This window comes from Streptomyces sp. LE64, assembly GCF_052606915.1.
This window is the reverse complement of the sequence record NZ_CP199708.1, coordinates 5,793,281-5,817,252: the sequence shown is the minus strand read 5'-3', so window position 1 is coordinate 5,817,252 and position 23,972 is coordinate 5,793,281. Positions and strand designations below refer to the sequence as shown.

Genomic DNA, 23,972 nt, shown 5'->3' with positions numbered 1-23,972 from the left:
CGCTGCCGTATCGGTACACTCGCGTATCGATACGTGTTGAGCGGCACAACCAGACAAAGGGGCAGGGCATGGACTCCCGCACCGGGGCTCTCCCCCCGGCACCGATCCGGCCGGGCCGGCGTCCCGCGCCGCCCTCCCCGAGGACGGCTCCGTGAACCCCACCCTGCTCGCGGTCGGCCTCTCCCTGCTGTCGGCCGTCGCCTACGCCACCGCCGCGGTCACCCAGGAGCGCCTCGCGGCCCGCATCCCACCGCGTTCCCGACGCCTGCGGACGCTGTGGGGCGCCCGCGCGTGGTGGCTCGCCGTCGCCCTCAACTCCGGGGCCGCGCTCCTCCACGTCGCCGCCCTGCGGTTCGGCCCGCTCACCCTGGTACAGCCGCTGGGCGCCCTCACCCTGGTCGCCGCGGTGCCGCTGGGCGCCCGACTCACCGGGCGCCGGGTGGGCCGACGCGAGTGGCACGGGGTCGCCTGGACGCTGGCCGGACTGGGCGCGCTGACGTTCGCCGCCTCGGGCCCGGCTCCCGAGGCCACCCTGTCGCTCGCCCAGGCGCTGGGGGTGGCCGGGGCGACCGCCGCGGTCCTGGGCCTGCTGGCGTGGCCGGGCGCCCGGCCGGGACTGCGGCACGCGACCGCTTCCGGACTCTCCTCGGGGGTCGCCTCGGCATTGACGCAGACGGTGACCGTCGCGGCCACCGGGGCCGGCGCCGCGCTACTGAGCGGCCGGGTGGCGGTGGTCGTCCTGCTCGTCGCGGGGTTCGCGGTGGGCGGCCTGCTGCTGGCCCAGACCGCGTACCAGGACGGACTCGGGGCGCCGCTGGCCCTGCTCACCCTCGCCAATCCGGTGGCCGCCTCGACGATCGGGATCGCCCTGCTCGGCGAGGGCTTCCGCGGCGGCGCCCTGGGAGCGGCCCTGGCCCTGGCGGGCGCGGTGGTCGCGGCGCGCGGAGTGCTGGTCCTCAGCCGGGCCGCCGCCGCGGACCGCGCCGCCGGAACCCGCACCGCGGCGCGGGGACGGATCGTCGCCGCGGGCCCCGCCGTCCCCCGCCCCGAGGCGCCCGGGGTGCGCCGGCCGGCGTCCTGCCGCTGATCCCCGCCGCCCCGGGGGTCCCGTCAGCGGAGGTAGCCGAGACCGGGGTGGACCTCCGTGTACCCGGCGACGAGCCGGCGGGCGACGGAGACCGAGTCGACCAGGGGGTGCAGGGCGAACGCCTTGACCGCCCTCGCCCGGGAGGCGCCGTCGGCCGCCGCGATGACCTCGCGCTCCACCGCCTTGACGGTGGTCACCAAGCCCAGGGCGTGCCCGGGCAGCGGGTCGGCGGGGATCGGGTGGGCGCCGGCGGCGTCGACCCGGCAGGGCGTCTCGATCACCGCGTCGGCGTCCAGCCCCGGCAGGGCGGCGCGGTTGCGGACGTTGAGGACGAGGGTGGTCCGCTCGTCGCGGGCGATGGCCCGCATCAGGGCGAGGGCCACCTCCTCGTACCCGCCGGACGCGGTCAGCGACGCCTCGTCCCGCTCGCCCGCCCCGGCCGCCTCCCGGTTCTCGGCCATGTAGGTGGCCTCGCGTTCGGCCCGCACGGCGTTCCAGGTGGTGAGCGCGGGCACGGCCGGATCGCCCACCCGGGCGTAGAAGCGGTCCTGCTGTCGGTGCAGGAAGGCCCCCCGGGTGAGCGCGGCTTCGCGGTAGGCGCGCACGGTCTCCCGGTTGAAGTAGTAGTAGTGCAGGTACTCGTTGGGGACGCAGCCGAGGGAGCGCAGCCAGTCGGCGCCGAACAGCCGGCCCTCCTCGAAGCCCTCCAGCAGCGCGGTGGAGGCGAACAGGTCCGGCAGCACGTCCCGGCCGTCGACGCGCAGCCCGCGCAGCCATCCCAGGTGGTTCAGCCCCACGTAGTCGACCTCGGCGCTGCCGGGGTCGACGCCCAGGACCCGGGCGACCCTGCGGCCGAGCCCGACCGGCGAGTCGCAGATGCCGATCACCCGGTCCCCCAGGTGCCGGGACATGGCCTCGGTCACCAGGCCGGCCGGGTTGGTGAAGTTGATGAACCAGGCGTCGGGTGCCACGGCGGCCACCCGTCGGGCGATGTGGTCGACGACCGGCAGGGTGCGCAGTCCGTAGGCGATGCCGCCGGCGCCGACGGTCTCCTGGCCGAGGACCCCTTCCGCGAGGGCCACCCGTTCGTCGGCCGCGCGGCCGGCCAGTCCGCCGACCCGGATCGCGGAGAACACGAAGTCGGCCCCGTGCAGGGCGGCGTCGAGGTCCGTGGCGACCCGGACCCGGGGGGCCGCGGCCGGGTCGGCGGCGGCCTGGTCGGCCAGCACCCGGGCGATGGCCGCCGACCGCGCCGGATCGGTGTCGTACAGCACGACCTCGTCGACCCGGCCCTCCCCCCGGTCCGTGAGCAGGGCCCCGTACACCAGGGGGACCCGGAATCCCCCGCCACCCAGTACGACCAGTCGCACGCGTCACCGCCTCGTCCTCGACGGCATCCTATGCGGCCGGCCGGAACCGGCCGGCCCCTGTGCCGGCGGGAGTTCAGCCGGCGGCGGCGAACCGGGGTGCGTCGAGCACCGCGGAGAACCGGTCGAGGACCCGGGTCACCGCCCGTTCCGCCTCCGGTGCGAGCGTGAGGGTGTCGTCGGCCTCCACCGTGATCTGCCGGTCGAGGGTGAACCACCCCTGGACGATGTGGTCGGCGCCCATCGAGGTGAGCACGGGGCGCAGCGCGTAGTCGATGGCGAGGACGTGTGCATGGGTGCCGCCGGTGGCCAGCGGCAGCACGGTCTTGCCGCTGAGCGCGTGCTGGGGCAGCAGGTCCAGCAGCGACTTCAGCAGTCCCGAGTAGGCGGCCTTGTAGACGGGCGTCCCGATGACCACCCCGTCCGCCCGCTCGAACAACGATCCGGCGCGGACGATGTCGGGGTGGGCGAAGTCGGCGCCGAGCAGCGCCTCGGCGGGGAGGGTGCGCACGTCGAGGGGTATCACCTCGTGCCCCTGCTCGCGCAGTCGTGCGTCGAGGTGGCGGAGGAGTCGTGCGGTGCGGGAGGCGGCGGAGGGACTTCCGGAGACGGACAGGACGGTGGCCATGGGAATCCTTCGGATCGGGGGGCACGAGCCGGAGCGGGTGCGCCCGCGCGCGCACCGGCGGCACGCGCGGCGGGAGGGGTGGTTCGGGAGCGCACGACGGCGGGAACTCCCGGCGCGGGGCGCAAGGGCGGGCCGGGCGCCTCGGGGCCCTACGGGAAGCCGAAGCCGACCGGGGAACGCTCGCGGGCGGCCACGGGGCCGGGCTGTTCGAGGGGCGGCCGGCGGTCAGGAAGGACAGCAGGAACTGGCGACGCGGACGAGGTCGACGTGGCGTCGCCTCGTGAGTTCCTGTCGTTGCCGCATGCTCGGGATCAAATCAGGCGCGGTCGAGGCGGGTCAAGGGCGGTCCGGGCTGCGGGATCGCACGGCGGCGCGGCCCCGGAGGCCGGCGCGCCGCCGGCCGGGACCCGCATCGGGTCCCGGCCGGCGGCGGGGAAGGGGAGGGCGGCCCGGCGCGGCCCCCTGACCGGTCGCGACGGCCGCCCTCCCGGGTCGGTTCAGCCGTCCGCGGGGACGGCCCTCAGGTGTCGGGGCCCTCGGCGGGCCGCGCCGCGGCGCACCGGACGGGGTTCTGCCCGGCGCGGCTCGCGCAGGACCAGTGTCAACCGGGACAGGCCCATGGACTGGAGCGTTTGGGGGGTCTCGCCGACCACCCGGCAGTGGGTGCGGCCCCAACGCGGGTCGGGGTGGGTCAGCGGACGGAGCGCGCCGTCGTGGGCGACCGCCTCCGCGCCGACCGCGCTGATCCAGCGGGGCAGCCCCTCGCGGTAGGCGGCGTCCATGATCGGGTCCTCGGCGATGGAGCGGCGGACGGCCCGGAGCTCCTCGTCGTTCGGGTGCCGCTCCAACGCCTCCGCGAAGTGCGCGAGCATGGGCAGGCACCAGCTGGCCTCGCGGTCCGCGAGGACGGAGCCCGCCTCGGGGTGGAAGAGGACGAACCGGAGGAGGTTGTCCCGGGGGTCGGCCGTCGGGTGGGGCGACACCGCCCCGAAGAGCGCGTCGAACGCGTCGTTGGCGTGGACCACGTTCCAGCGGTGGTCGACGACGAGGGACGGGAAGGAGACGGCGTCCAGCAGTACGGCGTAGTCCTGGAGGTAGGCCCGGCTCTCCGGCTCGGTCCGCGTAATCTCCCGAGCCGTTCGCCGGCGCCCCTCTGCCTCGAATGCCACCGGGTGGTCACCCCTCTTACGGCTCTGACGGCGAGCGCTGGTCGTGCGGCACGGCGTTCGCCGGAAGGACGGTCGTGGACCGTTCCGGGGGCGTGGGCCCCTCAACACCGCGTGATGATCGTGCTACCCCGCCCGGAGTCGTGTCAACTATCGTGGCATTTACGGTCGGTTGACGGCTGATTCTCGCCACAGATGTGGCGCGGCCTGGCACCCCCGCCCTTCGGGCGGCTAACCTCTGGTGCTGTCCATTGCACAAGCCGGACATCGGCGTTCCCGGACCCGTCACCACGGGCCCGTACGTTGCGGATGACACCCCGTCCGGCGTCACCGGAGGCCCCGGGAGGACCGGGGCGTTCGATCGGCGGGGGCGCGGAAGCCGCACTCGGGTTCGGCAGGGGCGCGGACGTGCTGTAGAGGGATGTCGACCCTGTTCGACCTGTCGGTGCTAGGAGACCTTCGGTGACGGATGGCTTCTCGGTACCGGGTGGCGTCACCGCCTCGGGCTCACTGCCGGGTGTGCTCACCCGGGTCCGCGGTCTCGCCAACCGGCTCGGCGTGCCTCCCGCCGAGGTGTTCGACGTGACCAGACTCTCGGTCGCCTCGGGGGTGCCCGACACCGTCGTCAAGGACCTGTTGTCCGGGCGGTCGGGAGGCGAGCCGGACCTCCAGGTCCGCTTCCTCCAGCGGTTCGACCTGTTGCGCCGCACCCGCCTCAAGCCGAACGGGCGCCGCTACACCCAGCAGGAGATCGCCGACGGTGCCGGCATGTCCCGGCAGCAGGCCGGCGCCCTGATCAACGGTGACCGACGGCCCACCCTGGAGCACTGTGCGGCCATCCAACGGTTCTTCGGCGTCCACGCGGGGTTCCTGTCCGCGGAGGACTCGGACGCCCTCGTCTTCGCCCTCCAGCTCACCGAGCAGGAGTTGCTCCAGCGGGCGGCCGCCCAGGAGCGGAGCACCCGGGACCGACAGGTGATACCGGCCACCGGCCACGGCGGCGCCGCGCACGGCCCTTCCGACGAACCCACCGGATCCACCACCATGGACGACGCGTTGGAGCGCCTCCTCCAGAACCACGGCGTGCGCGGCATCGCCTGGCGGGCCGCCCAACTCCCCACCGACAAGCACCGCGACAAGGTCACGGAGTGGCTGGACATGCTGCTGGAGAGCGTGAAGCCGCCCCACGGCCCCACGGAGCCCTGATGCGCACCCGGGTCAGCAAGGACATGCGCAGGCTGTGCGGCGAGCTGATCGCCGGCCTGCCGCCCGAGGTCCCCGGCGGACCCGGCGACCTGCTCACCGCCCTGTGCGAGGCCATGGCCAGACGGCGCGGGCGCCCCGTCAACCACCGCATGGCGGCCTTCCCGCCGGGCACCGCCAGCGGCCTGTGGCTGGACATGGCCGACCAGGACCTCATCGTCATCGAGGAACGGACCGCCCCGGACCACCAGTTGGTGATCCTCGGCCACGAACTGTGGCACATGACGGCGGGCCACAGCAGTCGCCACGTCGACCCCGCGGGAACGGGCGTGGCCGCACGACTCCTGGCCGACGGGGTGAACCTGGGCGACACCGTCCGCAAGATCGCCGCCCGCAGCCGCTCGCACGCCGCCGAAGAGGAGCAGGCCGAGAGCTTCGGCCTGCTGCTCGCCAGCAAGTGCCGGCCCTGGCTCGGCGGCACGTCGGTCCCGGGGCACGCCCCCCGGGACGGGCTCGCCGCCCGGATCGAGGCGTCCCTCGGCTACCGCCGCCCGCAGGGCTAGGGCGGGCGTGAACGGGTCCGACTACTACATTCCCGCACTGGCGACCGGTTTCGCCCTCGCCCTCAAGCTCCCCGCCCTGGCCCGCAACTGGCCCGATCCGCTGTTGCGGTCGGTCTGCGCGCTGCTCGCCCTCGGCACGGCGGTGTTCTTCTTCTCCGCCCCGCCGACGATCGCCCGGGTCAACCGGCTCACAGGGGTGCCGAACGTCTCGGGGCCGCTGGTGTATGTCCTGCTCTCCGCGTTCAGCGCCTCCTGCGTGGTGCTGATGGTCAACTGGCGGGGCGGCCCGGCCGAGGTCACCCGCCGCACCTCGCGGCGGTGGGTGGCCGGATACGGAGCGGTGAGCCTCGCGCTGATCGTGCTGTTCGCCCTCGGCGACGCCCCCGTGGAGCGGCTGCGCGACCTGGACACCTACTACGCCACCACCCCGTACATGCGCGAGATGATCGTGCTGTACCTGACCGGATTGACCATCGCCGGCGTCGCGATGGCCTGGCTGTGCCTGCGCTGGTCGGTCCAGGTCGGCGGGCTGCTGCGGATCGGTCTCGTCTCCATCGCGGTCGGCTACTTGTTCAACCTGTCCTACGCCGCGGCCAAGTTCACTGCGGTGTTCGCCCGCTGGGCCGGACGGGACGACCTCGACTGGCTCAGCACCCACACCGCCCCGCTGCTGGCCTCGGTGGCGGCCGTGTTCACGGCCTTCGGCTTCTGCCTGCCGCTGGCCTTCCAGGGGCTGCGGCACCGCCTCACGATCTGGTCGACGTACCGACAGCTGGGGCCGCTCTGGCACGAGCTGCGCGGGCTCTCGCCCCGCGGGGACCAACCGCAACGCCTGTCGTGGTGGCCTTCCGCCGAACTCCTCGTCATCCAACGCGAGTCCGACATCCACGACGGCATGCTGTGCCTCTACCCGTACTTCGACGACCGGGTGCGCTCCCGCGCCTACGCCGCGGCCGTCAGCGCAGGCAGCGGCCCCGACCAGGCGCACGCCGTCGCCGACGCGGTGATGGTGACCACGGCGGTGCGCGCCCGGGCCGCCGATCCCGAGGGCACGGCCCTGGACGGCCCCGTCCGGCCGCACCCCCCGCTGCCGGCCCACGACGTCCCGCGGAACCTGGTGCGCATGTCGCATGCCCTGCGCCACTCCCCCGTGGTCGCGGCGGCCCGCACGGCCGGCTCCCGCCCGGAAGGCTGATTCACCGGGACGCGGGACGCCCGGAGCGGACGGATCGTCAGTGGCGGGGGGCAAGCTGGAGGCGCACCACCAGCGATCGCACCCGATACCGAGCAGGGGGACGACCGATGCCCACCAGCGTGCCGACCGACCGCGAACGTGACGCGGTCCAGGCGTACCTGCGGCTGCTGCACACCGTGCGGGCCGCCCTCGACACCTCCCCGCCCGCCCCGGCCCACCCGGCGCTCGTTCCGGAGGGCGTGCTCGACGAGGCCGAGCGGGCGCTCGCCGGCGCCGGACTCGCGGGGAACGAGGAGGAGTTCTTCGCGCTGCTGCGCGGAGCCTGCGCCTTCGACCGGTGACCGCTCCTTCAGGGGCGTCGGGTCCGCGTGGCCAGCAGCACCGTGAGGGTGCACGGGACGAGGAGCAGCAGGAAGGCCGTGACGTAGCCGACGGTCTCCCCGGTGCCCCGGGCGAGGCAGAAGTGGAGGACGCCCGACCCCGCGCCCAGCACCGTCACCTGACCGAGGTTCTGTGCGGTCTGCATGGCACCGCTGGCGTAGCCCTGCCGCCCCTCGGGGCTGTGTTCGAGGGAGAGCACGGTCAGCGAGGGGACCAGCATCCCCATCCCGAGGGCCGCCAGGACCATGGCCGAGGCCGCCACGAACGGGGGCAGCGCGGGAGAGGTGCCGACCGCCGCGACCAGGATCGCCCCCGCCATGAGCGCGGCGCCCGCCCGGACCAGTTGGTGACGCGGACGGCTCTCCAGCAGATGGCCCTGGACCCAGGAGGAGGCGGCCCAGGCGATCGCGGCACCGGTGAAGACCAGGCCGACCAGCAGGGGTGACACGTCCCGTTCGGTGACGAGCAGCAGCGGGACGAGGGCCTCCAGCGTGAAGAACACCCCGGAGGACAGGCCCCGCGACAGCACCGTGACCGGAAGGCGCCGTGCGGCCCGCAGGGTCCCGGGCGGCAGCAGCCGCGGGGCGAAGCCGGCGAGCAGGGCCAGACCGGCCACCGCGAACGCCAGGTGTCCCGCTCCCCCGCCGGATACGCCGTACTGGGCGACCGCGGCGCCCAGGCTGACCGCGGCGGCGGTCAGCAGCGCGGGGCGCGGGACGTCCTTCGGCTCGGGCACGGCGAGCGCCCAGGAGTCGCCGCGCAACACCGCGACCACGGCCAGGGCGGGGATCAGGGTGAGCACCGCGAGCCCGAGGAACACCGTTCGCCAGGACCACACCTCGGCGACCACGCCGGCGAGCGGCGGGCCCAGCAGCGAGGGGACGATCCAACAGGTGCTCATCAGGGCCAGGGCGCGGGAGCGCAGCGCCGAAGGATAGGACTGGCCGATCGCGGTGTTGATCGACACGGCCACCATGCCGGCGGCCAGCCCGTCCAGGAACCGGCCCGCGGCCAGGTGCCAGATCGACTGGCTGGCCCCCGAGACCACCAGGGTGGCCACGGCGAGCAGCATCCCCACGGCCAGCGGACGGTGGGCGCCCGAGCGGTCCGCCCAATGCCCGCCGAGGACCCCGCCGAACAGGCTCGCGGCCACGAAGCACCCCGCCACCAGGGGGAAGAGGTGGACCCCGTCGAGGGCTTCGGCGGCGGTGGGCAGGGTGGGCAGCACGGCCAGCGCGGCCAAGCCGGTCAGGAACATCACCGCGGCGAAGGAGGTGGTGGCCGCCGCGTACCTCTTCGAGAAGAGCCCCTCGCCGGTCGCGGGGGGCGTCCCGGGGGCGGGAGGGGTGTCGGAGGGGCCCGCGGCCGGGCCGCTCGGCGGGCGCTGCGGATCATGGGTCACGAGTACCCAAGCTAGGTGTGAGCCCGGCCCGGGGCCACCGCTTTTTCGGTCGGTGCCGCGGGCCCGCGGTGCCCGGCCGCGGCGTCTCGCGGTCGCGGTCGGACGGGTTCGCCGTGGGGTGCAACCGCCCGTCCGATGCGGGTGTCTGAACTCATGCCGGGCAGTGGTGACTTCGAATCGGAAGCTGATCAACTCCTCTTCCTTTTAGATCGATCCGTGGGCGGCTTCCGTAACTCGTCATCGCGGGGAGGCACTTCGATGGGAACGCGCACGATCGAACGGTTCACGGGGACAGAGCGGGACGGCCGCGCATCGGCCGGGGCCCCGCGGCGCGGCCGCACCCGTCTGGTCACGGCCGTCGTGATCGGAGCCCTGACCGGGTCCGTCCTGGTCGCCGTGGACGCCACCGCCGTGGCGGCGCCGCGCAAGGTGGTGTACCTGACCTTCGACGACGGACCGGGCGTCCACACCCCCAAGGTGCTGGACCTGCTGAAGCAGCACGGGGCCAAGGCCACGTTCTACCAGACCGGGGTCAACGCCGCGGCCCGTCCCTCGGTCACCCGTCGAGCGCACCGGGAGGGCCACAGCGTCCAGAACCACACCTGGTCGCACGTGGACCTGCGGCGGGTGGACTGGCCGACCTTCAAGTCCGAGGTCTCGCGCACCGACACCGCGATACGCAACGGGACCGGAACGACGCCGACCTGTCTGCGCCCGCCCTACGGGGCGGTCGACCAGAAGGTGCGTGAGCGGGCGGCGGCCCTGCGCAAGGGACTGCGGTTGTGGACGGTGGACACCCGTGACTGGGCCCGGCCCGGTCGGGCCGCCATCGAGTCGCGGGTGCTGAACGAGGTGCGCGACGGTTCCGTGGTGCTGATGCACGACGCCGGCGGGGACCGCAGCCAGACGGTGGCGGCACTACCGAAGATCCTCAAGACCTTGAAGGCGCGAGGCTACTCCTTCGGCAAGCAGACCTGCTGAGGCCGCCGGACCGACGCTTCGGCGGCCGGGGCGACGACGGTCAACCGTCCGGGCAGCGGGGGCAGGGCCCTGCCGTGCACCCAGGCGGCGAAGAGTTCGTCCAGCGGGCGGCCCGCGTGCCGGGCCGCAGCCGGGCGCCGCCGGCGGCGAGGACGATCCGGCCAGGCCGGGTGAGGAGCAGCACGACCCCGGCGGCCACCGGCCACCAGGGGCGGGTGGGTGCGCGGGGGCCCGGGACCTCGGCGACCGGGACGGACCCTACGACTGGACGAGCAGATCCGCTCCGGCACCGCGGCCGGACCGCGGATCGTCACCGCCGGAGCGTTGGCGACCCGTCCCAGGGGCGCCACGGATTCATGCGCACCGGCGTGTCGGTTTCCCGGAGCGCCGCTCGCCTTCGCCTGGGGCACAGAAGTTGCGCTCGGGGAAAATAAATACCTACGTTCGCGGAGGGAGAGTTTAACGGGCCGCGCAATAAGGATTTCGGGCGCACCGAGCGGAGTGGGATCATTCGTCGATCACAGACGGCCGAGACGTGCTACCGTCGTCTCAGCTGCAGTTGTGGTTCCCAAAACTTCAAGTGCTCCCGATCAAAAATCAGGACGGGGGCACTTTCGTGTTGACCGGTAATTTCCGGCGGGTTGATCATCGCGGCGACACGGCATTCGCAGAGCGCGGATACCGAATGCACTGCCCCCAAAGGAGATCGACATGGCCAGTGGCACTGTGAAGTGGTTCAACGCGGAAAAGGGATTCGGCTTCATCGAGCAGGATGGTGGCGGCCCCGACGTGTTCGCCCACTACTCGAACATTGCCACCCAGGGCTTCCGTGAGCTCCTCGAAGGCCAGAAGGTGACCTTCGACATCGCGCAGGGCCAGAAGGGCCCGACGGCCGAGAACATCGTTCCCGCCTGATACTGACGCGCAGTTCGCAGCTGGGGCCCGCATCCTTCGGGGTGCGGGCCCCAGCTACATGATTTTCCTCCGGCGGCTTCACCCGTGATCCCCACTCGGCGAGATCTGCAGCATCAGCGCAGGCCGGTGCTCACGCAGCGACGGGGACACGGCCCCGCACACCCAAGACCGGCACCTCGCGCCATCCATGTCAGTGCCTGCGCCCGCACATTCTCATTGCCGGTCAGCTCCACTGTCGTTTTCCATCGGTACATTCTTGTGATTCTCTGCACCGTTCGCTTTTGGCGGGAATTCCTTGACATGCACCGCATCGAGGAAGGTGCCCGCATGAACCGCACACGTACGGACGACCGTTTCAGCCGAACCCGCGGCGGCAGCGCCGATACCAAAAAGGGCGGGCGCCGCTTCAGTTCGCCAACTCCGCGCCGTTCCGGCAAGCCCGCTCGCTCGGGCAATCACAGCCGTCGGAACTCCGCACTGCAGCGCGAGTTCACGCTTCCCACGACGATCACTCCCGGGATTCCCGCCGTGGAGGACTTCGCCGATCTCGACATGTCCGCGCAGTTGCTGGCCGAACTCAGCAGCCAGGGCGTCGCCACACCGTTCCCGATCCAGGGTGCGACGCTACCGAACTCCCTCGCAGGCCGTGACATCCTGGGCCGTGGGCGCACCGGCTCCGGCAAGACGCTCGCCTTCGGGCTCGCCCTGCTCTCCCGCATCGCCGGACAGCGCGCCGAGCCCCGCCAACCGCTGGGGCTGGTCATCGTACCCACCCGCGAGCTTGCTCAACAGGTGACCGACGCGCTCGCTCCCTACGCCCGCTCCGTCAGGCTCCGCCTGACCACGGTCGTCGGCGGAGTGTCGATCGGCCGGCAGGCGGGCGCACTGCGCGGCGGAGCCGAGATCGTGGTGGCGACCCCGGGCCGTCTCAAGGACCTCATCGACCGTGGTGCATGCCGACTGGACCAGGTCGGCATCGTCGTGCTGGACGAAGCCGACCAGATGGCGGACATGGGCTTCATGCCCCAGGTCACCGCGCTACTCGACCAGGTGCGCCCCGAGGGGCAGCGCATGCTGTTCTCCGCCACACTGGACCGCAACGTGGACCTCCTGGTGCGCCGCTACCTGACCGACCCCGTGGTCCACTCGGTCGACCCGTCGGCCGGTGCGGTCACGACGATGGAGCACCACGTTCTGCACGTCCAGGGCACCGACAAGCACGCCGTCACCACCGAGATCGCCGCCCGTGACGGCCGAGTGATCATGTTCCTGGACACCAAACACGCCGTCGACCGACTGACCCGGGACCTGCTCAACAGCGGCGTGCGCGCCGCGGCGCTGCACGGCGGAAAGTCACAGCCTCAGCGCACCCGCACCCTGGAGCAGTTCAAGACCGGGCACGTCACCGCCCTTGTCGCCACGAACGTCGCTGCCCGGGGCATCCACATCGACAACCTCGACCTCGTCGTCAACGTGGACCCGCCGACCGACCACAAGGACTACCTCCACCGCGGCGGTCGTACCGCCCGCGCCGGTGAGTCCGGCAGCGTCGTCACCCTCGTCACGCCGAACCAACGCCGCGGCACGGTCCGTCTCATGTCGGACGCCGGGATCCGGCCGCACGTCACCCAGGTCAGCTCCGGCGAGCCGGAACTGCACCGCATCACCGGCGCACGGACTCCCTCCGGCGTTCCGGTCGTCATCGCCGCGACGGCGGTCGACCGCCCCAAGCGCGGCAGCGCCTCCCGCGGCCGCCGGCGCCCTTCTTCGGCGAGTCGGCGCGCGTCCGTTCGGCAACGCCCGGTCGAGAAGGCGGTCTAGCACCTTCCCGGTCAGGAAGCTGATCCCTCTCTGCAGGAGACGTCCTTGGACGCCAGCTCGGACGCAGCTCCACCCGGCGAACCCCCGAGAGCCCTGAACGTGCCCAGCCTCGCCCTCCGACTCCCTTTGGTTCACCACGATCGGTCCCGTCTCCCTTCTCCTTGTGAGGTCTCATGCGCTGTGTCATCGCCCGCTTCCCGTTCGACCTGACCAAGGCCGGCGTACTGGAATCGATGAAGGGCGTCAGGCCCGAGCCGGTCACCGGTGAGTCGGTGACCATCGGACGGCGCCAGTACCCCGTCAAGCAGGTCGGCCAGGTGATCACCCGTCAGGACCGCCGCGACTTCAGTGCCGGCGAGGTCATCCGGGCCCTGACCCGACTCGGCTTCACCTGCAGGACGGCCCCTGCGACCGCTCCCAGCCCACTCCAGCGGGCTTCCGCCATCCTGGGGACCGACGTGGCCTGAGTAACCAGAGCAGGCGCCAGACGACACCAGAACCACAGTGAGGGTCCGACCGGTCGTGCCGGTCGGACCCTCACTGCGTGCCGGTCCCTGGCCATAGCGGGGCAGGCCCGCCCTCCCCCGTCATCCATATGCCGGCGGACAGGATTACCTCATTGGCAGATACCCAAAAATCTATCATCGCTGGAGTAGACATTGGGTCATCGCGTAGTTATAGTCTCTGTTGTAGCCGAGATCGATACAGGCCAGGCAGACACGAACTGCCAGGCAGCAACGCACGCATCACGGCACGGTGGTGGAGTTTCGAAGCCAGGGCTGTTGCACGAACGGCGACGGGGCTGACCACCGGACCGGGTGGCCCGAGGTGATCAGTGGGGCCGCCGCCAGCAAGAGAGCGAATGAACCAGAGGGAAGAACGGAGGAATCGATCGCCATCAGGATCGCCCGGGCTCACGGCTGAGCCCGGGTACCGCAGGACATCGATAGGCAGGTGGTCTCCGGTCACGCATCCGCGATCCCCGCGCTCCCGTCGAAATTCCGGACGGTCGTGCGGAAACAGAGGGCCGACGTCGCATCATGGTCGGCAGATGGTGTAGTAGTTCCTTCGGGGCCTTGGTGCCGTACGGCATCAAGGCCCCTCAACGCGTTCCGCAGAGAGGTGAAATGACAGCAGACAACTCGCTGGGCCGTCTCGATGACGACGACTACCCCGCATACACCATGGGCCGGGCCGCCGAGATGATCGGCGCCACTCCTGGCTTTCTGCGCGCCATCGGCGAGGCACGGCTGATCACGCCCTTGCGCTCAGAGGGCGGGCACCGCCGCTACTCCCGCTACCAGCTGCGGATCGCAGCCCGCGCGCGTGAGCTCGTCGACCAGGGCACCCCGATCGAGGCCGCGTGCCGGATCGTCATCCTCGAAGACCAACTCGAAGAAGCCCAGCGCATCAACGCCGAGTACCGGCGCGCCGCCGGATCCTCCGATCCGACGGCCACAGCCTGAGGCGAGCGCCGTTCCAGCACGGCTCCGATCCCCCCGGGGGTCGCGCAGAGGGCGAGGGATTGATGCAACGCCGGGCACAACCCCTCCGCCGTCGGGGTCCGGCGACGGCGGGATGCGATCTCGCCCGCGGCCGTCACAGCGGCGGCGGTGCAGCGGGGCCATCTGACGGCAGGAGACGACTCGGCTTCCCCGCCCTCGTCGTCGAAGCGGCCCACGGGACGGTTCCGGCCGCAACGCGCACCGGGCCGCTCGACTCTTGGTCCCGCAGCGAAGCCCTTCGCGCAGACTGACCAGGTCGGTGTCGGCGTCGCACCACGGGCAGAGCGGCATCGGCACTGTCCACCCGTTCTGCACTCCAACGGTGCCAGCAGGCCAGGCGTGTAGGCCAGCACGGTCTCACTCCGCGCGAACCGCCCGAGGAGCCTGCCCGACCACCGTCACGGCAAGCACCGTTGCCGCGCCGGGGCGCGGTGGCCGGAGTGGTGGCCGCCATCGGGTCCTCGTGTCTCGTTCCCGCCGGGTGGCCCGGACCGTCGAGACACGACCTCGCCCGATACATCCGGTGTGCATCGAATGGCCGGGATCAGCCTACGGCGCCGCGCGGGAAACCTCTCCACGAGCGGGCACCCGGCGGAGGGAACGCCCCGGTGCCCCCGGAGAACGGGGGCACCCGCACCGGTCAGCCGGCCGGCCGCCCGGCGGGCAGCGCCAGGATGTCCACGTGGTGCACGGTGACCCACAGCGCGCCGGTCACGCTGTCGTCCAGGCGGTGGGTCAGGTAGTCGTCCCACGCGGAGGCGCGGTCGGGCCGTTGGGCCTGCGCACCTCCCACCCACCCCCGCAGCCAGGCCCCGGTGAGTTCGGCGGCGGGCCTGAGCCGCCAGGGGCTGGCATGGGTGCAGACCGCCATGCCCCGGCTGCCGAACTCCTCGGTGGCCACGGCCACCGCGTCCGGGCCGAGCAACCCGCGACCGCGCTGACCGGCGTTGAACGCCTCGGTGACCTCCGCGTCGGCCGGGCGGGCGGGACGCAGGTCCACCCGGCCGACCGCCGACAGCGGGAGCAGCGCGGGGCACCCCGCCCCGGCGCAGGCCGCGGCGAGCGCCGCCACCTCCTCGCCGGTGAGGAGGTCCAGGGACGTGGACGAGGTCACCAGCGACGCCCCGGCGAGGGTGGACGCCGTCAGCTCCGCCAGTCCGCCCTCCCGGCACGCCGCGGTCACCGGGGAACCGTCCGCCGCGGCCGGGGGCATCCGGTCCAGGGCCAGCCGGGCGAAGGAGGCGTCGGCGTCGTGCACCACCCAGTGCTGGGCGCCGGACAGCCGGGGCGCCAGCCACCGGGCCATCGCCCCGGTCGCGCAGGCCGGGTCGTGCACCACCAGCCGCCCCCCGGGCGCGGGGCGTCGGGCGAGCCAGGCCCCGAGCGAACCGAGCAGGGCGGCCGAACGGGCCACTGCGTCGGCGGGTTCGCGCAGGGCGAGCCACTCGGGGGTGAATGCGGTCGCGTCGGCGGCCGACTGGGTCACAGAGCGCTCCAACTGTCGCGACGGAGTTGTTCGAGGACTCCGGAAACACTACGCGCCGTGGTGGCCCAGCCGTCGAGGGACGTCCGCCGCCACCGGGCGGCGGTCTTCAGCCGTTGCCGTTCGTCGTGCTCGTCGAACCACCGGCGCACCGCCGCGCCGAGCGCCCCGGGGTCGTCGGGCGGCAGCAGCATCCCGGGCAGCGAACCGTCCGGCGCCCTGCCGACCGCCTCGGGCAGGCCGCCCACGTCGTTGACGAGCACGGGGATGCCGCGGGCCAGGGCCTCCGTCACCGCCACGCCGTAGGTCTCGGCGCGCGAGGCCAGCACCATCAGGTCGGTGCTGGCGTAGCTGGCGTGGAGTTCCGCACCCGACTGCGGTCCGGCGAGCCGTATCCGGTCGCCCAGGCCGTGCCGGTCGATGAGGGCGGCGAGTTTGGCCACGTACTCGGGGTCCCGGTCCAAGCTGCCGACGCAGACGCAGCTCCAGGGCAGGTCCGCCACGCTCGCCAGGGCCCGGACCAGCCGGTGCTGCCCCTTGCGGGGCGTGACGGCGGCGACGCACAGTAAGCGCGAGACGCCGTCGGTCCCGGTGGCCAGGGGCCCGATGTCCGCACCGGGGGCGGCGACGTGCACCCGACGCCGGGCCAGGCCGTGGTGGTTGACCAGCCGTTGGGCGGCCCAGTCGCTGGTGGCGACGACCGCGGAGACGGCGCGCAGCACGGTGCGCTCCAGGGCGTCGAGTTCGGTGACCGCATCGGGATCGAGTCCCGCCCCGTCCGCCAACGGGAGGTGCACCAGCACCGCGAGCCGCAACCGCTTGGCCTCCGGGACGACGACCTCGGGGACCCCGCCGGCCACCAGTCCGTCGATGAGGACGACGCTGTCGTCGGGCAGGCCGGCGAGCAGGTGCGCCAACTGGGCGGCGGCCAGGGGATCGGGCTTCGGCCAGTCGCCGGGCAGGGCGTGGGCCCGGACGACCCAGCCGAAGCCCGACAGGTCCAGCCCCACCCGGCGGTCGTAGGTGGCGCCGCCGCTGTACGCGTCCGGGTCGTCCACCGTGCCGGGCATCACGAAGTGCACCGGGCGCACATCGGCGGGGCGCAGGTCCGCCGGGGTGAGGGACCCCTGGAGCACGGCCGGAGCCCCCCGGCCCGGCGCCGGTGGCGGGCCGGGGGCGGGGGGCGGTTCGGCCGAGGGCTGCGGGGCGCTCCCGCAGCGGCCGGCGGCACCCCGGGCGGAGGGCGGACGGTGCGCGGAGGCGGGCGCGGGGGGCGCGTTCACGGGCCGCACCCCTTCCCCGTCGACGCACGGTACGACCCGTGGGGCGCGGCACGATCGGGACCCGCCCCTCGGGAGTGGTGGGCGGCCATCGGATGGCCATGGACGGTGAAGCGGAACAAGGACCCTCCCTTTTACGGCATGTCGGTCCATCTGCCGGGGCTCCACCTTGGGTACGCGCCCCGTCACGGATTTGTTCAGCCGGCGTGATGTCCCCGCCGCAACGAGGCGGTCGGGCGGCCCGGGCGTGGCCGGGATGCATCGCGGGGAACGCCGGCCGTCCGATGCACCGGGCCCCCGGTACCCAGCGCGCACCGGGGTGCGGCCCCGGGACGGGCGACGTCCGCCTCATGCGTCCGGGTATTGGCCGGAACGCATCGGTTGTCACACCTGCCTCATTCCGGAATGGAATGTTCCGCTCACCATGTTCAAAGTTCAGTCAAATTTTGGCTACTTTAAGTCAAAGCAGATTCTAGGTGAACTGTAGGTGAACAAATCGACGTACTACTAGACATGGCGAGGGGCGTTAACCGCCTCGGGCCCCCACGACAACGGGAGGTTCGGCTAGATGTCCGACAAGAGCAGCAGCAAGAAACGCAGTAGGAGACGAGAGGGCGGCAACGACGACAGCGCGCCGAGAATCGGCAGCGGCCGCAGCGGAATCGCCGTCTCACCCGGGACGATCCGCGGCGCGGCGGCGGGCGGCGCGCTCGCCTTCCGAAAACCGGTGAAGACCCACTGGGCGAACGCGACCAACAGCACCCGGGACGAACCGCGCTGGCAGCTCGACGAGGTGCCGCCGCAGCCCGACCACTGGTCGCGCTCCTGGAACGGGAACGGCTACGGCAGCCCGACGCACGCCACGGCACCGGGCAACGGCCAGCTGGTGCACCCCGGGCCCGCGAACGTCCCGGCGCCCGCCGCTCCGGAGCCCGCGCCCATCACCGAGACCAGCACCCAGGCGTACGCCGAGATCCTCCAGGAGGTCCGGGTCGCCCAGACCGCCCTCCAGTTCCTCCTCGGCTTCCTGATGGCCATCTCCGTCACTCCGCGGTTCGCCGAGTTCGGCACCTCGGACCGGGCGATCTACGTCTCCGCGCTGGTGCTCGCACTGGCCTCCTTCGGCCTGCTCACCGCACCCGCGCCGTTCCACCGGATGGTCACCGACCCCCGGCGCAAGCGCCGGCTGGTGAACGTCTCCAGCAAGCTCGCCCTGTGGGGGCTGGTGCTGATGATGCTCGCGCTGACCTGCTCCGTGCTGCTGGTGCTGAGCGTGGTCATGCACATCACCTTCGCCGCCTACCTCTCCGCCGCGATCCTCCTCTGGATGACCGGCTTCTGGTTCTGCATGCCGCTCCGGGCCAGACTGCGCGACCGGCGCAGCTCCTAGCACCCGCGAGTACCGCCCCTGAGCCGACCTGACTTCCGGTCCGGACGGTGCCACCCCCCTCACGAGCCGCAACGGCTCACCGTCGCCCCCCGCCCCGCCGGTTCCACGGCGTCCGGGCGGGGTTCGTGCGTGCGGGCCCGTTCGGGGAAGGACCCGGACCTCCGAGGCCCCGCCGGTGCCCGGGGTCATCCCGTCTCCCAGGCCGCCACGCACAGGGACTCCGACACGGCGGACGCGTAACGGGCGGCCGAGAGCCAGTGGAGCGCGAAGCCGTCGGCGTCGGCGGGCAACAGCCGGCCGAAGGGGTCGCGTGCCCTGCGGGCGGCCGAGGCGCACAGGGCGGTGAGGAGGCCGGCAGCCGTGGGAAGGCCCGCCCGACGGAGGCGGTGGCTCTCGGCGGAGACGTCGCCGAGCATGCCGAGGGCGGCGCGGCCCGCCGGAACCGCCTGCTCGACGCGGCGTTCCAGAAGGTGCAGGGGCGCCTGCCCGCCGGAACCCTCGGGCTCGTGCGGAGCCGGGTGCACGCGGGCTCCCGGGACGGGCAGGTCGGCGCGGCGCAGACGGTCGAACCCGAGGTCGACGGTGCCCTGACCGATGGGGTGCGCGCAGGCGAGGAGGGTGAGCCTGGGGTGGAGGGCGGGCACCAGGCGACCGATGATCCGCAACCGGGTCCCCGGTGCCGAGGCCAGCAGCATCAGATTGTCCCGGTGGGCCAACGCGGGGTCGTCGTCGGCGACCGCGAGCCGGACGCGAACGCCCCCCTCACACCGCGCGAGCAGACAGGTGCCGGCCGACTCCCGCACCGCGCCGAGCAGTTCGACGTCCAGGAAGAGCAGGTCGCCGGCGCCGTCCGGGTCCGCATCGCGGGAGGCGGACCGCAGGGCCCTGACGACCTGACGGGGCGGCGGCGTCTCCCACAGGGCGGCGAGCGGCGGCTCCGTCCACGCCGCGCCCCGGGCGGAGACGGCCTTGACGCCCTTCCCGGCGCCCAAACGGCCGTCCGGGGAGACCGTCGCCCCCGAGACGGCCAGGCCGGCCCGGCCCAACTCCCGGTGGGTGAGCGCGCTGTCCCCGAGGCGCACGGCACGGTCGGCCACGCCCAGGGCCCGCCCCACGCCGCCGGGTGCCACGTCACCGACCGACCAGAGCCGACCGTCCGGTCCCGCGACCCAGGTGCGGACGCCACCGTGCCCCGAGTCGGTGACCACGGGTTCGGTGAACAGCCCGTACAGGCGCAGCGAGCCGTCCGGGCGGTACGGGCGGCGCGCCCGGCCCCGGACGGCGGCCAGCTCCGGCCCGGACGTCCTCCCCACCCGGTGCGCGGTGCCCAGGAGTTCGGCCAGGGCGGCGACGAGGTCGGCGGTGCGGTAGGACGGGTCCCCGGCGCGGGCCGCGCGCAGCAGCGTGACGACGGACAGCGCCGCGCCCGCGGGACGCGGCAGGGACCGGAGCCGTGCGGTGTGCGCGGCGCGCAGGAGCGCTGCCTGGGCGACGGCGCCGGCCCCGTCGACCCCGGCCTCCAGCACCGCGGCACCCGCCGACCACAGGGCCTCGGCCGCGGCGCGCTCGGCCGGGCTCGCGGTCTCGGGCGGGAGGACGGAGAGGGCGTCGGGGTCGTCCCGGCCGGGGTGCGGGGCCGGCTCGGGCTCCGCAGCAGGAGCGGGGGCGGGCTCCGCCGCGGGAGCGGCACAGGCGGCGGCCGCACGGTGGACGCAGGCCGGGGCGAGGAGGCAGCCGCAGCGGATGGCGTCCACCGACACCACCGCACCGCCCGGTGCGTGCAGGCGCAGTTCGGTCTCGTCGTCGACCGCGATCGTCACCGTCTCCCCGTCACGGTGGGTCGGCCGGGCGCCGAGCTTGGCGACCGCCGCGTCCAGCCGCTTGCGCAGCCGGGGGGAGAGGGCCTCCACCAGGGTGGCCGTGACCTCCGGCGCGACCGGGGGCAGTGGGGCGGTGGTCATGCGGTCTTCTCCCCTATCCAGCGGGCCAGTTCGAGCGGGCTGAGCGCGGCCACGGGCATGCCGGCGGCGACGAGTTGCCCGGCGGTTCCCGTCGAGTAGCGGGGCCGGCCCGCGTCGTCGAGGCTGGCGCACCCGAGGAGGTGGCAGCCGGTGGCCACCAGAGTCCGTACCTCGGCCAACAGTCCGCCCAGCGGAGCGCCCTCCTCGAAGTCGCTGATGACGACGACGAGGGTGCGGGTGGGCACCGTGACGAGGCTGCGCGCGTGCCGCAGCCCGGCGGCGATGTGCGTGCCCCCGCCCACGCTCACCTCCAGCAGGAGGGCGAGGGGATCGTGCACATGACCGGTGAGGTCGATGACCTCGGTGGAGAAGGCCAGGAAGTGGGTGCTCAGGGTCGGCACCCCGGCCAGCACGGACGCGGTCAGCGCGGACCAGATCGTGGACGCCTCCATGGAGCCGGAGACGTCGGTGACCAGGATCAGACGCCAGTCGGCGGACCGGCGGGCGCGGCTGCGGAACACCGGCTTCTCTGGTATCACCCGGACCGTTCCGTCGGTCGTCCGGCGGGCGGCGGCCAGGTTGGCGCGCACGGTGCGCGGCAGGTCCAGCCGACCTCCGGGGCGGCGGGTGGGCCGGGCCAGCATGGTGCCGGTCAGGGCGGGCCGCAGCCGGGTGGCGAGCTGCCGGGTCAGTTCGTCGACCAGGCGGCGGACCAGCGGGCGCAACGCGGCCAGGCGCGCCTCGGGGAGGCCGCCGGCGTATCGCAGGACCGTCCGGAGCAGCTCCACGGAAGGGGTGGCGGCGGCCGGGTCGAGCTCGGCCAGGACGTCCGGTCGGCCGGTCGCGGCAGCGGCGGCGAGGACCTCCTCGCGGATGCCGGGGCCGAACAGCGCGGCCAGTTCCTCGGACCACTCGCGCACGCCGGGGAAGGACGCCTCGCGACCACCGCGGCCCGGGCCGGTGGTGCCGCCGCGGGAACCCTCGCCGTGTCCCGCCCCGTACAGCTCGTCCAGGGCGGTCGCCAGGCGGGCGGCACCGGACGGCAGCCGGTCGGGACGCCGGCCGAGCACGAGCCGCCACCGGTCGGCGGGTGCGAGGGTGCGCCCGAGGGCGGCGGTGGACGTCGCCGGGTGCGCCTCGGGGTGCGCCGAGGACCGCGGCGGCCGGTCCTCGTGTGCCGGGGTCGGCACCGGCAGGCCGAGGTCGGACAGGAGGGCACGGGCCGCGAGGTCGGCGGCCGTGCGGCGGGCCAGTTCGGCCGGGTCCTCGGCGTCGGGGCCGTCCACCCGCTCGCCCAAGCGCTCCTCGACGGTGTCCAACAGCCGGTCCCGGGCAGCGGGGCTCAGCGTTTCGAAGCCGCCGCGCAGGGCGGGCAACCGGGTCAGGAACGCGGCGTCGTCCACCTCGACGACGCGGTGCAGCAACGGGTCCAGGGCGCCGACGCCGACGGTCAGCAGCGGGCCGGCCGCCGTCAGCACTCCGGTGAGGCGGGCGGTGAGCGCGGCCCGGGAAGCAGCGTCCACGGCTCCGTCCACCCAGGAGGCGATGCGGACGCCGAACGCCCCGGCCTCCTCGTGGCCGGTGAGCACCCGGACGGCCCCGGCCGCAGCCGCGATCAGCGGGGTGCCGTTGGCGACCAGCCGCACCAGGGCGTCCGCGAGGCGGATGCCGCCCAGCCGGTCGGCGCGCTGGGCCAGTTCCAGCAGGGCGCGGGCGTCCTCGGGCTCCTCGGAACCGGTCAGGCCGTCGACCTGCCGGACCGCCGCTGCCGTCAGGAGCTCCACCGCGTGCGCCACCTCGACGGCACCGGCGGGAGCGGTGGCTTCCGGGACCCGGGGCGCGTCCTCGGCCGGCGGGGCGTCGGGGTTCGCCGGGCAGCCCGGCAGGTGGCCCGCCGCGATGCGGTCCAGGAGGTCGAGCCCGGCGAGGAGCTCAGGGAGGGTCCCGCTGGCCGGGAGCACGGCCGCGAGTTCCGTGAGCCGTTCGCCGGACAGGACGGGCAGCCCGCACTCGGCGGCCTCCGTCAGGCCCCGCACCGCCTGGGCGGCCGTGGGGCCGCCCGCCGCGCGCTCGGCCGCGTGCCGCTGCCGGAGCACCCCCTCGGCCGCCTGGGCCGGGGTGACACCGCGGACCCCGGCCGCGGTGAGCATCGCGGCCGTCGCCGGAGTCCACCGCACCTGCCAACGGGTCGTCAGGCCCTCCGCACCCGCGGCACCCGTCACCCCCTGTTCCTGCGCGTAGGGGATGCCGCACACCGTCAGTCTGCGCAGCAGCAGTTCACGCCGCCCGTCGAGGCCGGAGCGGGCCGGGTCGAGCCGGAGGTCGCGCGGTGCCTTCTCGTGCGCGTCCCCGGGGCCGGGGAGCGAGAGCGCTGCGGTCTCGGCCTCCACCGCGGGCCCCAGTCCGCCGCGCGGAGCGGCGGGGGCGGGTCGTCCGGTGCGGGCTCCGACGAGTACGCGTTCGAGGGTCCGGGCGACGGCCCGGCCCGTGCCGTGGGTCTCGCCGCGACCGAGGACCGTCTGCACGGCCTCCAGGAGTTCGCCGCGGCCGGGGGCGGACAGGTCACGCAGCCGGGCCAGGTCCGCGGCGACCCGGACGACCTCCCGGGCGTCCGCCGGGCCGGAGGGGTGGCCGTGTTCGCGCAGGTCCGCGCAGATCCGTACCGCGGTGCGGACCAGCGCCTCGTGGAGCGCCGCCGGGTCACCTGCCGCCTCCAGGACGGTGTGCTGCCACTCCGGGTCCCGGATGCCGGACGGGTACCCGGACCGTGAGTCGAGGAGCGGGTAGGTGTACGGGATCAGCGAGACCGTGCACGTCGTCCCGTCGGCGGCGGGCTCCGCCCGGCCCTCCTCGACCGGCCCCGGCGGGACCGGCACGGAGGCCGGCGGCAGCAGTGCCGGGGTGTGGAAGGCGCCCACCACCACGGCGGGCCGCCGCCCCCTCGCCAGGGCCTCGGAGAGGTGTCCGCGCATGCACGCCTCGCGCGCCAGGTCCGTGCCGTCCACCCCGCCCCGCGCCTCGGCCTCGTACCGGAGCGCCCAGCCGGTGAGCAGGGCGGCCCGACGGAGCGCCTCGGGTGTCGAACCGGGTGCGGGGGCCTCCACCAGCCGGTCCCACAGGTCGTCGCCGTCCCGGCCGGTGAGCCGGGACCCGAGGGCCGCGGAGAGCCCTTGCGCCTCCCCCGCCGTGGGCGGGGGCGCGGGGACGGGGGCGGCGTCCGGCCCGCCCCGCGCCCAGGCCCGGTCGGCCAGCGGCAGGTCGCAGGCCACGGCCGGGACCCCGTTGCGGGCCGCCCACCGCAGGGCGACCAGTTCGGGCGAGAAGTCGGCGAACGGGTAGAAGGCGGGCCCCCGTTCGCCGGCCGCCCCCGTCCCGTCCCCGGCGACCGCGGCCAGCGCGACCGGGGCCTCGGTCTCCTCGTGGGCGAGCCAACCCAACCAGGGTTGGAAGTCGGCGGGCAGTTCGACGAGCAGGACCTCGGGGGCCGCCGCGTCCAACAGGGCCGGGAGGGCGGCGGCGAGCGAGGGTGCGTGGTGGCGCACCCCGATCAGGTACGGCAGCCCCGGGCCGGTGGCCGCGAGGGCGGCCACCGCGCCCTCCGGGGTGGTGGCCGGCCCCGGACCGGGGGTGGTCGAGTGGTTCAT

21 protein-coding genes are annotated in these 23,972 nt (G+C 74.0%); 11 read left to right on the top strand and 10 right to left on the bottom strand.

The window, feature by feature from the left end; genetic code table 11:
- The first annotated feature begins 151 nt into the window (after nucleotides 1–151).
- Nucleotides 152–1,087: a hypothetical protein gene (locus ACSMX9_RS25990; protein ID WP_445397479.1), complete on the top strand. Its 936-nt coding sequence runs from the start codon at nucleotides 152–154 to the stop codon at nucleotides 1,085–1,087.
- Nucleotides 1,088–1,110: 23 nt separating this feature from the next.
- Here the strand turns inward: ACSMX9_RS25990 and ACSMX9_RS25985 are convergent, their stop codons facing one another.
- From ACSMX9_RS25985 to ACSMX9_RS25970, 4 genes are all read right to left on the bottom strand, one after another.
- On the bottom strand, nucleotides 1,111–2,457 hold the full coding sequence (locus ACSMX9_RS25985; RefSeq protein ID WP_445397477.1) for a 6-phospho-beta-glucosidase: 1,347 nt from the start codon (nucleotides 2,455–2,457) through the stop codon (nucleotides 1,111–1,113).
- A gap of 73 nt (nucleotides 2,458–2,530) precedes the next feature.
- Nucleotides 2,531–3,082, bottom strand: a complete 552-nt coding sequence (gene ssuE, locus ACSMX9_RS25980) for an NADPH-dependent FMN reductase (protein WP_445397475.1) — start codon at nucleotides 3,080–3,082, stop codon at nucleotides 2,531–2,533.
- 225 nt (nucleotides 3,083–3,307) lie between these two features.
- Complete coding sequence (locus tag ACSMX9_RS25975; protein WP_351249801.1) at nucleotides 3,308–3,385, bottom strand: putative leader peptide; 78 nt, start codon at nucleotides 3,383–3,385, stop codon at nucleotides 3,308–3,310.
- Between the two features lie 194 nt (nucleotides 3,386–3,579).
- A complete protein-coding gene (locus tag ACSMX9_RS25970) occupies nucleotides 3,580–4,251 on the bottom strand; it encodes an MmyB family transcriptional regulator (RefSeq protein ID WP_445397473.1) in 672 nt (223 codons plus the stop codon).
- Between the two features lie 459 nt (nucleotides 4,252–4,710).
- Between ACSMX9_RS25970 and ACSMX9_RS25965 the strand changes: the two genes are divergently transcribed.
- From ACSMX9_RS25965 to ACSMX9_RS25950, 4 genes are all read left to right on the top strand, one after another.
- The gene (locus tag ACSMX9_RS25965) at nucleotides 4,711–5,454 is read left to right on the top strand and encodes a helix-turn-helix transcriptional regulator (RefSeq protein WP_445397471.1); all 744 of its coding nucleotides are present in this window, start codon (nucleotides 4,711–4,713) and stop codon (nucleotides 5,452–5,454) included.
- 23 nt (nucleotides 5,455–5,477) lie between these two features.
- Nucleotides 5,478–6,014, top strand: a complete 537-nt coding sequence (locus ACSMX9_RS25960; protein ID WP_445403101.1) for a toxin-antitoxin system, toxin component — start codon at nucleotides 5,478–5,480, stop codon at nucleotides 6,012–6,014.
- Between the two features lie 7 nt (nucleotides 6,015–6,021).
- Nucleotides 6,022–7,209 (top strand): MAB_1171c family putative transporter, encoded by a 1,188-nt coding sequence (locus ACSMX9_RS25955; protein ID WP_445397469.1) that lies wholly within the window; start codon nucleotides 6,022–6,024, stop codon nucleotides 7,207–7,209.
- Nucleotides 7,210–7,316: 107 nt separating this feature from the next.
- Entirely contained in the window at nucleotides 7,317–7,550 is a 234-nt protein-coding gene (locus ACSMX9_RS25950) for a hypothetical protein (RefSeq protein WP_351245981.1), read from the top strand.
- Between the two features lie 8 nt (nucleotides 7,551–7,558).
- Here the strand turns inward: ACSMX9_RS25950 and ACSMX9_RS25945 are convergent, their stop codons facing one another.
- Nucleotides 7,559–8,992: an MFS transporter gene (locus ACSMX9_RS25945; protein ID WP_445397467.1), complete on the bottom strand. Its 1,434-nt coding sequence runs from the start codon at nucleotides 8,990–8,992 to the stop codon at nucleotides 7,559–7,561.
- Nucleotides 8,993–9,250: 258 nt separating this feature from the next.
- Between ACSMX9_RS25945 and ACSMX9_RS25940 the strand changes: the two genes are divergently transcribed.
- Entirely contained in the window at nucleotides 9,251–9,973 is a 723-nt protein-coding gene (locus ACSMX9_RS25940) for a polysaccharide deacetylase family protein (RefSeq protein ID WP_445397465.1), read from the top strand.
- Nucleotides 9,974–10,684: 711 nt separating this feature from the next.
- Nucleotides 10,685–10,888: a cold-shock protein gene (locus ACSMX9_RS25935; RefSeq protein ID WP_356631380.1), complete on the top strand. Its 204-nt coding sequence runs from the start codon at nucleotides 10,685–10,687 to the stop codon at nucleotides 10,886–10,888.
- A 213-nt stretch (nucleotides 10,889–11,101) separates the two neighbouring features.
- Here ACSMX9_RS25935 and ACSMX9_RS25930 read toward each other — a convergent pair whose 3' ends face one another.
- Nucleotides 11,102–11,347 (bottom strand): hypothetical protein, encoded by a 246-nt coding sequence (locus ACSMX9_RS25930; protein WP_445397463.1) that lies wholly within the window; start codon nucleotides 11,345–11,347, stop codon nucleotides 11,102–11,104.
- A gap of 69 nt (nucleotides 11,348–11,416) precedes the next feature.
- On the opposite strand from ACSMX9_RS25930, the gene ACSMX9_RS25925 reads away from it, so the two are divergent.
- The 3 genes from ACSMX9_RS25925 to ACSMX9_RS25915 all read left to right on the top strand — a co-directional run bounded on the left by ACSMX9_RS25925 (nucleotide 11,417) and on the right by ACSMX9_RS25915 (nucleotide 14,175).
- On the top strand, nucleotides 11,417–12,709 hold the full coding sequence (locus ACSMX9_RS25925) for a DEAD/DEAH box helicase (RefSeq protein WP_445397461.1): 1,293 nt from the start codon (nucleotides 11,417–11,419) through the stop codon (nucleotides 12,707–12,709).
- 173 nt (nucleotides 12,710–12,882) lie between these two features.
- A complete protein-coding gene (locus tag ACSMX9_RS25920; RefSeq protein WP_445397459.1) occupies nucleotides 12,883–13,176 on the top strand; it encodes an SCO5918 family protein in 294 nt (97 codons plus the stop codon).
- 660 nt (nucleotides 13,177–13,836) lie between these two features.
- Nucleotides 13,837–14,175 carry a MerR family transcriptional regulator gene (locus ACSMX9_RS25915; RefSeq protein ID WP_445397457.1) on the top strand — a complete coding sequence of 113 codons (339 nt, stop codon included), beginning with the start codon at nucleotides 13,837–13,839 and terminating at the stop codon, nucleotides 14,173–14,175.
- A 679-nt stretch (nucleotides 14,176–14,854) separates the two neighbouring features.
- On the opposite strand, the gene ACSMX9_RS25910 is transcribed toward ACSMX9_RS25915, so the two are convergent.
- Together ACSMX9_RS25910 and ACSMX9_RS25905 are read right to left on the bottom strand one after the other, a co-directional pair.
- Complete coding sequence (locus tag ACSMX9_RS25910) at nucleotides 14,855–15,700, bottom strand: SAM-dependent methyltransferase (protein WP_445397455.1); 846 nt, start codon at nucleotides 15,698–15,700, stop codon at nucleotides 14,855–14,857.
- The gene (locus ACSMX9_RS25905) at nucleotides 15,697–16,833 is read right to left on the bottom strand and encodes a glycosyltransferase family 4 protein (RefSeq protein ID WP_445403100.1); all 1,137 of its coding nucleotides are present in this window, start codon (nucleotides 16,831–16,833) and stop codon (nucleotides 15,697–15,699) included. The genes ACSMX9_RS25910 and ACSMX9_RS25905 overlap by 4 nt, the downstream gene beginning before the upstream one ends.
- Before the next feature lie 712 nt (nucleotides 16,834–17,545).
- On the opposite strand from ACSMX9_RS25905, the gene ACSMX9_RS25900 reads away from it, so the two are divergent.
- A complete protein-coding gene (locus ACSMX9_RS25900; RefSeq protein ID WP_445397453.1) occupies nucleotides 17,546–18,367 on the top strand; it encodes a DUF6328 family protein in 822 nt (273 codons plus the stop codon).
- Between the two features lie 185 nt (nucleotides 18,368–18,552).
- On the opposite strand, the gene ACSMX9_RS25895 is transcribed toward ACSMX9_RS25900, so the two are convergent.
- A complete protein-coding gene (locus tag ACSMX9_RS25895; protein WP_445397451.1) occupies nucleotides 18,553–20,328 on the bottom strand; it encodes a hypothetical protein in 1,776 nt (591 codons plus the stop codon).
- On the bottom strand, nucleotides 20,325–23,972 hold the full coding sequence (locus ACSMX9_RS25890) for a vWA domain-containing protein (RefSeq protein WP_445397449.1): 3,648 nt from the start codon (nucleotides 23,970–23,972) through the stop codon (nucleotides 20,325–20,327). Before ACSMX9_RS25890 ends, ACSMX9_RS25895 begins: the two co-directional genes overlap by 4 nt.

Excerpts from the sequence above, each read along its gene's own strand:
- ACSMX9_RS25915 (WP_445397457.1), top strand. The coding sequence starts at position 13,837 with ATGACAGCAGACAACTCGCTGGGCCGTCTCGATGACGACGACTACCCC.
- ACSMX9_RS25895 (WP_445397451.1), bottom strand. The coding sequence starts at position 20,328 with ATGACCACCGCCCCACTGCCCCCGGTCGCGCCGGAGGTCACGGCCACC.
- ACSMX9_RS25900 (WP_445397453.1), top strand. The coding sequence starts at position 17,546 with ATGTCCGACAAGAGCAGCAGCAAGAAACGCAGTAGGAGACGAGAGGGC.
- ACSMX9_RS25975 (WP_351249801.1), bottom strand. The coding sequence starts at position 3,385 with ATGCGGCAACGACAGGAACTCACGAGGCGACGCCACGTCGACCTCGTC.
- ACSMX9_RS25890 (WP_445397449.1), bottom strand. The coding sequence starts at position 23,972 with ATGAACCACTCGACCACCCCCGGTCCGGGGCCGGCCACCACCCCGGAG.
- ACSMX9_RS25940 (WP_445397465.1), top strand. The coding sequence starts at position 9,251 with ATGGGAACGCGCACGATCGAACGGTTCACGGGGACAGAGCGGGACGGC.
- ACSMX9_RS25935 (WP_356631380.1), top strand. The coding sequence starts at position 10,685 with ATGGCCAGTGGCACTGTGAAGTGGTTCAACGCGGAAAAGGGATTCGGC.
- ACSMX9_RS25920 (WP_445397459.1), top strand. The coding sequence starts at position 12,883 with ATGCGCTGTGTCATCGCCCGCTTCCCGTTCGACCTGACCAAGGCCGGC.
- ACSMX9_RS25950 (WP_351245981.1), top strand. The coding sequence starts at position 7,317 with ATGCCCACCAGCGTGCCGACCGACCGCGAACGTGACGCGGTCCAGGCG.
- ssuE (WP_445397475.1), bottom strand. The coding sequence starts at position 3,082 with ATGGCCACCGTCCTGTCCGTCTCCGGAAGTCCCTCCGCCGCCTCCCGC.
- ACSMX9_RS25960 (WP_445403101.1), top strand. The coding sequence starts at position 5,478 with ATGCGCAGGCTGTGCGGCGAGCTGATCGCCGGCCTGCCGCCCGAGGTC.